The organism is Paenibacillus sp. NPDC058898, from assembly GCF_049316025.1.
Lineage (GTDB): Bacteria > Bacillota > Bacilli > Paenibacillales > Paenibacillaceae > Paenibacillus_AQ.
Genome location: NZ_JBMOSM010000002.1, coordinates 336,674 through 348,828, shown reverse-complemented (window position 1 = coordinate 348,828; position 12,155 = coordinate 336,674). Strand labels below are relative to the sequence as shown.

Genomic DNA, 12,155 nt, shown 5'->3' with positions numbered 1-12,155 from the left:
ATAAAATTAGGAGGGACAGATCTATGAGATTTATGTTAATTGTCAAAGCAACAACCGATTCAGAGGCGGGAGTCATGCCTAGCCAGGAGTTGATCGATGCCATGCAGAAGTATAACGAAGAATTGGTCAAGGCCGGCGTGCTGTTGGCGGCGGATGGATTGCAGCCTAGTTCAAACGCAATCCGGATTTCTTATCCGGAGCCCGGGGGCAAGCCTAAAATGATGGATGGTCCGTTTACGGAGGCAAAAGAGCTGATTGCCGGATATACGCTGATTGAGGTCAAATCGAGGGAAGAAGCGATCGAATGGGCACTGCGCATGCCGGATCCGCATGGATTTGGGCAGGGTGAGATTGAGCTCAGACAGGTGTTCGAAGCGCAGGACCTCATGGAGAATCCCGAAACGCTGGCCAAGGAAACGGCCCTTCGCAAGCAAGTCAATGAGCAGAAAAAAGCATGAATTCGTTCCAGACACATCGAACCATTGATGCAATATGGCGAATGGAATCGGCGAAGCTTATCGCGGGACTGACGCGAATGGTAAGGGACGTGGGTCTCGCGGAAGATCTGGCCCAGGATGCCTTGGTGATTGCCCTTGAACGATGGCCGGAGACCGGCATTCCGGACAATCCGGGTGCCTGGCTGATGACAACGGCGAAGCGGCGCGCGATCGATTTTATGCGAAGGAGCAAGCTGCGCGATCAGAAGTATGTAGAAGTTGCCCACACGATGGATTTGTATACGGGGGATGACGAGAACCTTACTTTAGACGGAGAGATCGGCGACGATCTCCTTCGTCTCATCTTTATGACCTGCCATCCGGCGTTATCGCAGGAGGCTCGCGTAGCGTTGACCCTTCGCTTGTTGTGCGGACTTACTACGGACGAAATCGCACGTTCTTTCCTCACTGCTGAATCCACGGTCGCCCAGCGGATTGTCCGGGCAAAGAGAGTTCTCAATGCCGAGAAGGTCGCTTTTGAGGTGCCTGCGGGGGAGGAACTTAAAGACCGCATGTCTGCAGTACTCGAGGTCATTTACCTGATGTTCAACGAAGGGTATTCAGCAACTTCCGGGGATCAATGGGTTCGGCCGCTGTTATGTCAGGAAGCACTTAGGCTGGGACGCACTCTCGCTGAAATCGTGCCTCAAGAACCGGAAGTCCACGGCCTGGTTGCTCTCATGGAGATTCAAGCATCGCGGTTGAAAACTCGCGTTAACGCGAGCGGAGATCCCGTCCTTCTCATGGATCAGAACCGTGCGAAGTGGGATCAATTGCTGATCCGCCGCGGATTGGCGGCGCTGGAGCGCAGCCGGAAGCTGGGACAGTTGCTTGGGCCGTACTCGCTTCAGGCTGCGATTTCCGCTTGTCATGCCCAGGCGCGTTCCGAAGCCGAGACCGATTGGATCCGCATTGCGGCCCTTTACGAAGCACTTGCGAGGAAGGCGCCTTCGCTCATCGTTGAATTAAACCGTGCGGTTGCCATATCCATGGCTTTCGGCCCGGCCTTCGGGCTGCAGATCGTCGAGGCGTTGAATACCGAACCTTCTTTAAAGGGATACCACTTGCTTCCAAGCATTCGCGGCGATCTTCTTGCGAAACTGGGGCGGTACGATGAAGCCCGAACAGAATTTGAAAGGGCTTCATCGATGACCCGAAATACCCGCGAGCGGGAGCTTTTGCTTCAACGGGCAACTGAATGTGAGTTGGGCACATCCAAATAATTTTTCTCCTTATGTCGATAACGGGGTTTCCCGTTCGTCGTGTTAGTAGGGAAGAGGATAGCAGCTGCGGGCTGCTGTTCAAGTCAGCTTCCCACGGAAGGAGGAAATCCAATTGCGATTTATGTTGATCGTCAAGGCGACCGGGTACTCGGAGGCTGGGGTCAATCAAAGTCAGGAACACGTTGTTGCGATGATGACGTACAAGAAGTCTTTGGCCAGAGTCGGTGCGCTTCTAGCCGCCGAAGAGCTTCGCCCCAGCTCCAGCGGATTAAGGATATGTTATTCGTTGGCTGGCGGGGAGCCGGAGATACAGGCCGGCCCTTTTCCGGCAGATCAGGAACTAATTGCGGAATACACGGTGATTGATGTAAGGTCAGAGAACGAGGCTCTGAAATGGGCACTTCGGATGCCGGTTCCAGCGGGCCGCGAGTGTACGATTGAAATACGAGGGCTGGAAGAGAATGCGAATTCCCTGTCGGAATCTGGTATGCAGATCATGGAAGCTGATTTGCAAGATCATCTCGACATGCTAAGAAGATTATAGTGATTACAACTTTCAATTTTAAAGGAGCGCATGAAGATTGAATCAGGATGTAACCGATTTTATCGAGGCGTTAAAAGAACCGTGGCACAAGGAATTTGCCGTCAGTCTGCGTGAAGTGGCCCACCAAGCGATTCCCAATGTACACGAAAGAATTCAGTATAATAAGCCTCACTTTTTGAAAAATGGAAAATATGCTGCGGTTATCTCGACAGCGAAAGAAGCTGTTAGTTTTACCATTTTTAATTGTTCAGAGTTAACGTTCCCGGAGGGCGCTTTCGAGGGTCCTCCGGAAAGAAAAACATTGAAGCTGCGCAAAGGGGAGACGTTTGATTCAGAACAATTGGTATCGCTGCTCAGTCAGGCTTCTAGCTCGCTTTAGTTGTAAAGGCGGCCGCGGGCAAAGTTGCGATAGACATCGGAAATTGACTTATCTTTTGGCATGCATGTCGATTTTCATGTCCTGCGTTCGTCGTCCTTATAGAGGCCGGATCTCGGAATAAATAAATCATCTGTAATTCTGGCACAAACCAAACCATGAGAGGAAGATTCCTATGAATGCAAAGTTAACTCCGTACATCGTTTCGACAAACGCAAGAACACAAGCCGAGTTTTACATCCAGGCATTGGGCGGCGAGGTCCAATCCGTGATGACACACGGCCAACTGCCTGGTGCTGCTGAGGAGATCAAGGACAAAGTTATGCACATGGTGCTGTCGGTAGCCGGGGGGAACGTGCTGTTTCTGTCCGAAGCCTTCGGTCAGGTCGACACGGAGGGCAGTATCGCCTTTGGTCTGACCTTCAGTGATCTGGAAGCGGCAAGCCATGCTTATGCCAATCTCGCGGAAGGCGGTACGCAGAAGCATCCGTTTGAAATGGGGCCTTGGGGAGCGCACTATGGCGAGGTCGTAGACAAGTATGGGATCAAATGGATGATCTCGCAGGAAGGTTAATCTAATTTCAACACTGCCATTCTCGATCTACAAGAAGACTGTTTGGAACAAGAGGTGCTTCCCCAGGGAGCACGGCCGTATTGGGACACGAACCTGTTATGTGACGGAAGAGATCGACTGGATGCCAGACAAAACGCAGTGGCACAATCTTGCCGGTATCGGGCATGATCATCCCGGAACGGCAAATAGGCGACCAACCCAAGACGGTGCATTGGGTCTTGGACACCGTGATGCGTGAAGATGAGAGTCGGGCGCGTCGGGCAGGTGCCGAAAATCTGAATAGGCGCTTAACCTTGTGAAACAAGAGACATCTCGTAAGGGAAGCATGAGAACCAAACTCAAATTCTGCGCACTGGATCCCAATTATTTACTCAAAGTTCTCTTCAAATACCATCAGATCCGTAAGCGATTGCCCTGCTCTCGCGCTGGCCCCATTGCCAAGCTCCGCATCTTATGCCATAATGAGGGTGATTGTTTAGGGTGAAGGACGAGAGAAAGCTCTAGACGGCAAACGGAACGCGATCCGAATCGCGGCTCTATTTGCCGTTCGGGGCTTTTTTTGCGTGAAGCCCTCAGTTGAAGGGGAGGGAGGGAACGGGCGGTTGCGGTCAAAAAACGAAACGGTGGAGGAACTGCTGAGGTGGGCCGACGCCTGGTTCTTCGACCTGGACGGCAGCATTCACTTCGGCGACGCCGTCGCGCCGGGGGCGCGGGAAGTCGTGGCGCGGCTGCGAGCCGCGGGCAAGCGGGTGGCGTACGTCACCAACAATTCCCGGCATTCTGCGGCCGAGATCGCCGCGAAGCTGCGCGGGCTGGGCCTTGCGGCGGAAGCGGAAGACGTCGTGGCGGCGACCGAAGGCGTCGGACGGTATGCGCGGGAGCGCTACGGCGCGCTGCGGGTCAAGGCGGCGGGAAGCGATGCGCTTCGCGCCGCCCTGGCGGCTGCAGGACACGAAGTTGTTGGCATCGACGACGAGGCTTGCCCCGAGGCGGTCGTCGTCGGCCTGGACCGGGCGTTCGCGTATGCGAAGCTGGCTCGGCTGGTCCGCGACATTGAGCGGGGAGCGAAGCTGATCGCCGCTAACGCCGACCGATCCCATCCCGGGTCGGGCGGGTCGAGCGTGCCTGAGACCGGCGCGCTTGTGGCGGCGATCGAAGCGGCCGTCGGTGCGCGCGCGGAATTCGCGGGCAAGCCGGAACCCCATCTGTTTCGGTACGCGCTTGAGCTAGGCGGTTGGCAGGCCGGCAACTGCGTCATGGTTGGGGACAATTACGGCACCGACATCGTCGGGGGCAAGCGGGCCGGCATGCTTACGGCGTGGCTTAGCGGGCTGGACGAATCGGCAGCCGCATCTTCGGCAAGCTCGCATCCGGACGCGGACCTGATCGTTCGGCATTTGCCGGACATCCATCACTTATTAGGAGGCTGAGGCAATGAAGTTCAATCATCTTCTCGTTTCAAGCGACATGCAGGCGATCATCGAAGTGGAGGGGCTGGCGCGTCCGCTGACGATTTTTCACCTGACGGACTGCCATATGAACGAGACGGACGATCGGGAAGGTGCGGGCGCGCTTGTCGAGTCGATTCGCGCATACGGCCTCGACGCGCTCGATACCCGGCACCGTTTCGAACGGACGCTCGCATACGCCGATGAGTATGCGGTCGATTGCGTCACGTTGACCGGCGACGCGGTGAATGGCGCCACGCAGGGGAACCTGGATTACTTGACCGGACGTCTTGAGGCGCTTCAGGCCCCATACCTGTATACGCCGGGCAACCATGACTGGGAATATCCGTTCGAGCCCTGGAGCGAGGAGACCCGCAAGGCCCAGTACTCGAAGTTTGACCGGCTGACGGAGGGCAATCCGGCTTTTCGGGCGCTGACGCTTCAAGGGGTCGATCTGCTCGCGGTCGACAACAGTACGTACCAGATCACGGACGAGCAACTGTCGTTCGTGGAGAAGCGGCTGGCCTGCGGCGCTCCCACTTTACTGTTCATGCATATCCCGATTTACGTTCCGAGCTTGCTCGGCGATGTGATGAAAGATTGGAACGCGCCGATCATGATGGCGGCTGAAGGCTGGGATCCCGAGCTGCAGGCGCAATGGATGGTGGCTGACGCAACCCCCGCCACCCGGGCTTTTTACGACTTGCTCATGGCCAATCCGCACGGTAACTTGATGGGGGTGTTCTGCGGGCACGTTCATTTCGCCCACACGGACGCGTTCGGCCGGGGTTCGTGTCAATATGTCACGCAGGCCGGCTTCGCAGGCGGATACCGGATCGTTCGCCTCGTTCCGCTGCGTTGAAGCGAAAGGAGCATCCCGCGATGTCGCTGCTGTATCAAATCGGGCAACGTCCCGTCATCGCCGCGCTGCGGTCGGTCGATCGCCTGGACGACGCCTTGGAAAGCGGAGCGGACCATTTGTTTTTCATGGGCGGAAGCGTGAACGAACTGGTTCCCGCCGTGCGCGCGGCGAAGGAACGGGGCAAGGGCGCGTTCGTCCACCTCGATCTCGTTCGCGGGCTGTCAAGCACCGACAAGGAGAGCGTCGACTTTATCCGCAGCTTCGTCGGCGCCGACGGCATCGTAACGCCGAAGAGTCATTTGATCAAGGAGGCGAAGCGGGCGGGCTTGTACGCGATCCTGCACTTGTTCGCGCTCGATTCGCTCGCGCTCGACAATGGCCGGAAGCTGGCGCAGCCGGACGCGGTCGAGCTAATGCCCGGAGTCATTCCGAAAGCGATCGCGGCGCTGGCCGACGCGCTCCCCGACATCCCGATCATCGCCAGCGGCCTCATTCAAACGCAACAGGAGGCGGCGGCCGCCGTTTTCGTTCCGTGGAGGAAGACGCCATCCTGGCGGCGAGCGGCCTAACTTCCGGCGGCGGTTGGTTATATAATTGCGGAAAGATCGCATAGGAAGAAGGGGGCGCACCGCCTTGAAAATCGTCGATATCCGGCGCTCTACGACGGAATGCCGATCTATCCTGGCGACAAAGGTCAATCGCTTGTTTTCCTTTCTCATGGACATTCCTGATTTGAAGTAATACCCTTCTTTTGCTTCTGGCTTGATCTTACGAGATCTTCGGAGCAGCGCGATGCCGATGTAGCAATAGACAGAAGATTGTCACAGAAATAATGGCAGGGATGTCGATTTGCCCTTCTCTCGTTCGTAGCCTTTATAGCGGCGAAATTTAGCTGAACTTGGATGAAGGGAATTCGGGGGTACGCAGCGTTTTGGAACCGACCGCACGACACGAGAGGATGGATATAAAAATGGGAAAAATCATCATGCAGCAATTCGTTACGTTGGATGGCGTCATGCAGGCACCGGGCGATCTTCATGAATTCGAGCATGGGGGTTGGCAGCGACTCAAGTCTAGAGAATGGGGAAAAACGTATGGAAAAGAAAAGTACGCTTGGAGTATTTCGAAACGATAATTACCGCAGGCTATTTTCGGCGACGTTGACTTCGCAAATGGGCAGGGAGATCGGCATGAGTGCCTTCGCTTTTTACTTGCTTGAGCGCTTCGGGGCACAACCGATTTATACGACGTTAACACAAATGATGTATTCGCTGCCGACGCTGTTTGTCTTTTTTATTGTCGGAGTGGTCGCTGACCGGATGGACCGGCAGAAGATTGCAGCGAACAGCGACTGGATCAGTGCTGCGCTTTCATTAACGTTTTTGGGTGCCGTTACACTGGGTTGGATGCCGCTCATTTTTGCCATCTTATTTTTACGGAGTGCGGTCGCCAATTTCTTCAATCCGGCCGAAGCGGCGATGGTGCAAGGGGTTTTGCAAAAAGATGAGTATACGACTGCAGCGGGATTAAACCAGATGGTCATGAGCGTTTTTATGCTGTTCGGTACGGCTTTGGGTTTGTTTTTCTATCGTTTTGTCGGTATACAGGGAGCCATATTGGTTGATGCGCTGGCCTTTATGATTTCAGGCTGGTTTATCCGCACCTGCAAAATGAGTGAACAAGTACGTTGCCCGAATGGAAAAACAACATGGCGGGAGCTTAACTTCGGCAGTGTCCTCAACGATTTTAAAGCCGGGATCATCTATATTTTGCAAAATAAACTGCTGTTGTCGATCATCTTAGGTTTTTTCCTGTTTGGTATTGTGAATGGAGGTTTCTCGGTACTGTTTATGTATGTGACCAAATATAAGCTCGACCCGATCAACTATGAGAATAGCATGGTTGTGCTATCTATGTTGTTCGGTATTTCGATCATGGCGGGAAGTGTGTTTGCGACGTTTTTGGCTAAGAAGGTCAAGTTGTACCAAATGTTAATCGGCGGTATTCTGCTTGCTGGTGCTCTGATCGTATTCGCCGGATTTACTCCATCGAAATTCACCCTTTATATACTAGTTTTTTGCATCGGTTTAACCTTGGGTCCAATTAATGTAGCGATCGGCGGATGGATGCCTCAAATCGTTGATCCGAAACTGATGGGACGGGTGCAAGGTTGGATTCATCCGCTGATGATGCTGGCTCAAACCGCGACATTAGGCATAATCGCAGTTGCGTTCCCACGGTTTATCAACGTGGATATGATCTTCTACGGAATGGGAACCGTAATGTTGATCGTCGCCGTCTTTTATATTAGCGCCTTGCCGAAGCTGGAGACGAAACGCCAGCAGCAGTTGGAACATTCGGAGGCTGTTTCGGGGTGACCTCGTCAATGAATTGCAAGGCTTTTCAGGTTTGAAAACAACCTAAATCTGACTGTACTGGACAGCAGATTTAGGTTGTTTTATTATTCAAACGTAAACAAAGGATAGCGCAAATATTTACCCTGGTTGGTGGAGTAGCGCGGCTCATTGAATGCAAACAATGCTAGCTCGCCTTCAGTGACAGAATCGGTTAGCCAGAAGCCGTCCACTTCGTATCTACACAATGACTTGGTACTCAGATCAAGCGATATGATTTCTGTAGAGCGTCTATGCGATGAATTTTCCTCATAATATTTCTTCAATATCAGATTGCAAGGTGAAGTACAGCTTGTCATGGGATGGACTCACGGAAAAAACGAGAAAAAAAGCGATCACCAATAACTTGTCCGGTTCGACCTTTTTAAATACCATAGCGAGTTCGGAAGGCTCCATGGGCTGAAGCTCGATGCCCTCTGCTGTAGTGCTTGCTTCATTTGTTCCAAGGAGATGATTCGATTAGCGGCGGTTTCAGGAACTTCGGATCCACGTTGAGCAAACCATCCTGGCAGCACCATAAGAAGCGCCAAAACCAAGCCTATTTTCAATGGGAAGCCTCCTTTTCATTCCCTCTTTTGAAATTCCCCGTTACCTTAGCCATCACAAGTTGTTTCTCTTTGTGATTACTTGCTTGATCCATCTTGACCAGGAACTTCTCAGCTTCTTTCCCCCTAAGAATGGTCACTTGCTTTCCATACCAGTCGATAAAAACCGTATTGTTTTTCGTTACCTGGTAACTGAAAACCTCTTCATCCAATCGATTTTTTTTATCGATATTCTCCAGATCAATCACACCTTTGCGATAGTTTGTTTTCAGACTTCCTCGACGATCCAACATCTTTGCTGATCTATGTTATTCTATGAATGAAACGGATGATTGAAAGCGTCAAACTACTTGTTTAACGCGTTTTTTCTAAAAATAGCGGCATCCCACTTTCAGAATTTTGTTGAAAAATGGTATATCATGGTAATGAGGAATTTATTATTTTATAATGAAATATTGGAGGTCACTATGGAATTTATAACTGCAACTGTAAACCATCTTCCCGCAATTGTCCGTCTATTAGCGGATGATGAATTGGGTGCTACCCGTGAGCGTTTTGAACACCCACTGCCAAAAGCATACATTGATGCTTTTGCAAAAATTGAACAGCAGATTGGGAATTCCATAATAGTTGCTTTGGATAACAACGAAGTTATTGGTTGTCTTCAGCTTACCATTATTCCGGGGATTGCAAGATTAGGAATGACACGTGGTCAAATTGAGGGTGTTCGTATTGACAGTGATTATCGAGGCAAAGGAGTTGGAGAAGCCTTATTTCGTTATGCTATTCATGAAGCTAGAGCAATGGGTTGCGGGATGATTCAACTGACAACTGATAAAAAACGTAAAGATGCCCATCGGTTCTACGAACGACTTGGATTTGTTGCTAGTCATGATGGTATGAAACTTTTACTCGATTAGTTATTACTATCGGGTTCATTAGTTGAACTTTGTACAGCTGCGATTTACGAAAAGCGATCCCTTTGTAGAGAAAGAGAGAGCTCACTTTTTATGCAACGAATTGCTTAGCGTATGTTTTCCGCGTTTTGTCGGCGGTACCCCAATATTAAAGAAATTATCTTAGGTGGTCTCAAGGAGGATTACATGAATGATATATGTTGTCAGACATGGACAAACAGAATTAAATAGAGAAGGGAGATTACACCATGTCGGATGAGATTACAGTGCACCCCGTCGCCTGGCCACCTGCCCCGATCAAGACCGAGCGGCTCGTGCTCCGCCGGTCCGAGGCCCGGGACCGTGCGACGCTGATCGACCTGTTCGCCTCACCAGAGGTGGGCACCTACGTCGGCGGCTCCCGACCGCGTGACGAGCTCGAGCGCGCGCTGCCCGAGGTGCCCGGGCAGCGCTTCGGCTTCTTCGTGGTCGAGCTCAACGGAACAATGATCGGCATGATCACGCTCGATCGGCGCGACCCGGAGCGTAAGGGTCACATTCGTCCAGAGGGCGGGGAGCCCGATCTCGGCTACATGTTCCTGAGGCAGGCGTGGGGACGCGGGTACGCCACCGAGGCGTGCACAGCGGCGCTCGACTGGTTCGCCGACGAGCATCCCGGCGAGCAGGTGGTGCTCTCCACCCAGACCGCCAACGAGGCCTCGATGCGCGTCGCGGCGAAGCTGGGGTTCACCGAGGTGGAGCGATTCGAGGACTACGGCGCCGAGCAGTGGCTCGGCGTGTGGTACCCGGGCACGCCGTCCGATTGAGCTCATGCCCGACAGCGCGACGGATCCACGAGGCCACCGATCGGCCGTCGGCCTCGGCGAGCCGCTTGCGCCAGTGCTTCCCAACTTCGGTGACAACCGTCCCGACTTCGCTGTCACCAGCCGCGCTCCCGTCTTGCCCTGATCGAATGGCTAGCGTGGAGCTGCCGCAAGGACAGCTCCTATTTGATGTATTGAAGTAAAGGGCATAAATTTAGGCATCACCATCACCTAATATCATATTCACAACGGGCAACGATAGCTAAATAAAAACGTACGACGCGGCTGCCAGCATCTATCGGCAACCGCGTTACGCTAACGGGCAGCATTGTCCATTATCAACACAACATGTACAAAAGACGATGCAAATTTAATTTTATTCATTTTTTACTTCGGAACGCAAAATGGCGTATAGAAATGAATCGTGCCACTTTCCTTTGAAGAATCGATTTTCTCGTAAGTGACCTTCTCTACGCATGCCGATTTTCTCCAAAACCCGAAAAGAGCCTACATTGTTTGGTCTACAAGTTGCATAGATACGATGAAGTTTCAGTTCCTTAAATCCTAAGTTGAGCATTGCTTTAGCAGACTCCGTAGCAAAACCAAAACCCCAATAGTCACGATTTATTTTATAACCAATTTCCGCTTGAGATCCGTTCCTAATTAAATTACAGGCTCCGATTAATACATTAGTTTCTTTAACAACAATCGCAAGAGTAAATTGATTTCTTGGATTACTGCCCTGCACTTTAACAACTTCTTCGATGAACGCTTTTGTGTCTTCGAGTTTGTTTGGTCCCCAGTCGGAGATCTACAAACCTCAACATCGGAAGCATATTTGTGAACCTCTTGAAAATCTCCAGGATTAAATTCACGTAAAATTAAGCGATCCGTCTCTATAATCAAGCCTTACACCTACCTTACGTATTTTATAAACAGTATACATAATGAGAAGTTTTTATTAAACTACCGGGTACGATAGCTTAATGTTGTGAGAAGAAATTATACAGATTAAACTCTCCCAATGCACTGTAAAGCTAGAGTTAATACGTGAATTGGGAGGGAATCGTAATGAAATTAAATGAGCTATGGTCGTTGTATGAAGTGGATAAACGTATTCTTGGATTCAGCCCGTATACATTGAAGGCTTACTCTCTTCAGCTAAGGATGTTGATCCGTGAAATAGGCGATCTTGAAATCGAAAAAGTTACTTTAAACTTGCTTAAGGACTATTTGGCCAAGCAGTCAGCCCGATTAAAGCCAAGCAGTTTGGGACATCGAGTTCGCTTCGTGCGCTCCCTTTTCCGTTTTGCTTTTGAAGAAGGACATATCTCACGTAATCCTTCTCTAAAGTTAAGAGAACCAAAGTCGGATAAAAGAATCCCCAAATTTCTGATCGAAGAGGATGTCATTCTTCTTAAGATTTAATGTTAATCCCCTCGTGATCATGCACTCTTGGAGTTCTTGTACTGTACTGGCTGCCGTGTTGGAGAAGTTCATAAGTTGAATATTGAAGATATCAACCGGGAAAATCGCTCGGCCATTGTTAATGGAAAGGGCTCTAAACAAGTTTATTTTACCGCCGAATGCAAGGTATGATTAAAAAGATACCTTGAGAAACGTAAGGATTCCTGTAAAGCGTTGTTTGTCACCGAATGTTATCCTGTCCGTCGGATGGTTATTACAACGATCCGATATTCATTAAAAGCGTTGGCTACACGCGGCAATGTTGTTGTAAATGTATACCCGCACCGGTTCCGGTAAACCTATGCATGCCAGTTATTAGATAATGGTGCTCCCTTGGACTTTATCCAGGGGATGCTTGGACACGAAAAAGCATCCACCACTCAAATATATGCCCAGCTACGAGGTGAGCGGCGCAGGGAATTGTATCGCCGATATTTCTAGGAATTACGAATAAGATGTTGGGTTGGCACTTGATGACAGCTTCG

Annotated in this window: 19 protein-coding genes; 16 read left to right on the top strand and 3 right to left on the bottom strand. The window is 51.2% G+C overall.

The window, feature by feature from the left end; translation table 11 throughout:
• Window positions 1-23 precede the first annotated feature (23 nt).
• From ACOZB4_RS05875 to ACOZB4_RS05830, 10 genes are all read left to right on the top strand, one after another.
• Entirely contained in the window at window positions 24-458 is a 435-nt protein-coding gene (locus ACOZB4_RS05875) for a YciI family protein (RefSeq protein WP_379406375.1), read from the top strand.
• Window positions 455-1,720: an RNA polymerase sigma factor gene (locus tag ACOZB4_RS05870; RefSeq protein ID WP_379406376.1), complete on the top strand. Its 1,266-nt coding sequence runs from the start codon at window positions 455-457 to the stop codon at window positions 1,718-1,720. Before ACOZB4_RS05875 ends, ACOZB4_RS05870 begins: the two co-directional genes overlap by 4 nt.
• Window positions 1,721-1,841: 121 nt before the next feature.
• Window positions 1,842-2,264, top strand: coding sequence for a YciI family protein (locus ACOZB4_RS05865; RefSeq protein WP_379406402.1), 423 nt, complete (start codon window positions 1,842-1,844; stop codon window positions 2,262-2,264).
• A 37-nt stretch (window positions 2,265-2,301) separates the two neighbouring features.
• Complete coding sequence (locus ACOZB4_RS05860; protein ID WP_379406377.1) at window positions 2,302-2,643, top strand: DUF1801 domain-containing protein; 342 nt, start codon at window positions 2,302-2,304, stop codon at window positions 2,641-2,643.
• Between the two features lie 172 nt (window positions 2,644-2,815).
• Window positions 2,816-3,214 (top strand): VOC family protein, encoded by a 399-nt coding sequence (locus tag ACOZB4_RS05855; protein WP_379406378.1) that lies wholly within the window; start codon window positions 2,816-2,818, stop codon window positions 3,212-3,214.
• A 602-nt stretch (window positions 3,215-3,816) separates the two neighbouring features.
• A complete protein-coding gene (locus ACOZB4_RS05850) occupies window positions 3,817-4,644 on the top strand; it encodes an HAD-IIA family hydrolase (protein ID WP_379406379.1) in 828 nt (275 codons plus the stop codon).
• Window positions 4,645-4,648: 4 nt separating this feature from the next.
• Window positions 4,649-5,524, top strand: a complete 876-nt coding sequence (locus ACOZB4_RS05845; RefSeq protein ID WP_379406380.1) for a metallophosphoesterase family protein — start codon at window positions 4,649-4,651, stop codon at window positions 5,522-5,524.
• A gap of 20 nt (window positions 5,525-5,544) precedes the next feature.
• Window positions 5,545-6,093: a glycerol-3-phosphate responsive antiterminator gene (locus tag ACOZB4_RS05840; protein WP_379406381.1), complete on the top strand. Its 549-nt coding sequence runs from the start codon at window positions 5,545-5,547 to the stop codon at window positions 6,091-6,093.
• A gap of 389 nt (window positions 6,094-6,482) precedes the next feature.
• On the top strand, window positions 6,483-6,659 hold the full coding sequence (locus ACOZB4_RS05835; RefSeq protein WP_422759501.1) for a hypothetical protein: 177 nt from the start codon (window positions 6,483-6,485) through the stop codon (window positions 6,657-6,659).
• Complete coding sequence (locus tag ACOZB4_RS05830) at window positions 6,619-7,902, top strand: MFS transporter (protein WP_379406383.1); 1,284 nt, start codon at window positions 6,619-6,621, stop codon at window positions 7,900-7,902. Before ACOZB4_RS05835 ends, ACOZB4_RS05830 begins: the two co-directional genes overlap by 41 nt.
• Before the next feature lie 371 nt (window positions 7,903-8,273).
• Here ACOZB4_RS05830 and ACOZB4_RS05825 read toward each other — a convergent pair whose 3' ends face one another.
• On the bottom strand, window positions 8,274-8,486 hold the full coding sequence (locus ACOZB4_RS05825; RefSeq protein WP_379406384.1) for a hypothetical protein: 213 nt from the start codon (window positions 8,484-8,486) through the stop codon (window positions 8,274-8,276).
• Complete coding sequence (locus ACOZB4_RS05820; protein WP_422759522.1) at window positions 8,483-8,722, bottom strand: hypothetical protein; 240 nt, start codon at window positions 8,720-8,722, stop codon at window positions 8,483-8,485. The genes ACOZB4_RS05825 and ACOZB4_RS05820 overlap by 4 nt, the downstream gene beginning before the upstream one ends.
• A 111-nt stretch (window positions 8,723-8,833) precedes the next feature.
• Here ACOZB4_RS05820 and ACOZB4_RS05815 point away from each other — a divergent pair, with 111 nt between their 5' ends.
• The 3 genes from ACOZB4_RS05815 (at window position 8,834) to ACOZB4_RS05805 (ending at window position 10,406) form a co-directional block, all read left to right on the top strand.
• On the top strand, window positions 8,834-9,403 hold the full coding sequence (locus ACOZB4_RS05815) for a GNAT family N-acetyltransferase (RefSeq protein WP_379414162.1): 570 nt from the start codon (window positions 8,834-8,836) through the stop codon (window positions 9,401-9,403).
• 245 nt (window positions 9,404-9,648) lie between these two features.
• Complete coding sequence (locus ACOZB4_RS05810; RefSeq protein WP_379414166.1) at window positions 9,649-10,206, top strand: GNAT family N-acetyltransferase; 558 nt, start codon at window positions 9,649-9,651, stop codon at window positions 10,204-10,206.
• Entirely contained in the window at window positions 10,167-10,406 is a 240-nt protein-coding gene (locus tag ACOZB4_RS05805) for a hypothetical protein (RefSeq protein ID WP_422759524.1), read from the top strand. The genes ACOZB4_RS05810 and ACOZB4_RS05805 overlap by 40 nt, the downstream gene beginning before the upstream one ends.
• Window positions 10,407-10,579: 173 nt before the next feature.
• Here ACOZB4_RS05805 and ACOZB4_RS05800 read toward each other — a convergent pair whose 3' ends face one another.
• A complete protein-coding gene (locus ACOZB4_RS05800; protein ID WP_379414169.1) occupies window positions 10,580-10,951 on the bottom strand; it encodes a GNAT family N-acetyltransferase in 372 nt (123 codons plus the stop codon).
• Between the two features lie 323 nt (window positions 10,952-11,274).
• Here ACOZB4_RS05800 and ACOZB4_RS05795 point away from each other — a divergent pair, with 323 nt between their 5' ends.
• The 3 genes from ACOZB4_RS05795 (at window position 11,275) to ACOZB4_RS05785 (ending at window position 12,111) form a co-directional block, all read left to right on the top strand.
• Window positions 11,275-11,631, top strand: a complete 357-nt coding sequence (locus ACOZB4_RS05795; RefSeq protein ID WP_379414172.1) for a site-specific integrase — start codon at window positions 11,275-11,277, stop codon at window positions 11,629-11,631.
• A 27-nt stretch (window positions 11,632-11,658) separates the two neighbouring features.
• Window positions 11,659-11,802 (top strand): tyrosine-type recombinase/integrase, encoded by a 144-nt coding sequence (locus ACOZB4_RS05790; protein ID WP_422759500.1) that lies wholly within the window; start codon window positions 11,659-11,661, stop codon window positions 11,800-11,802.
• A gap of 201 nt (window positions 11,803-12,003) precedes the next feature.
• A complete protein-coding gene (locus tag ACOZB4_RS05785; RefSeq protein WP_379414179.1) occupies window positions 12,004-12,111 on the top strand; it encodes a hypothetical protein in 108 nt (35 codons plus the stop codon).
• Window positions 12,112-12,155 lie beyond the last annotated feature (44 nt).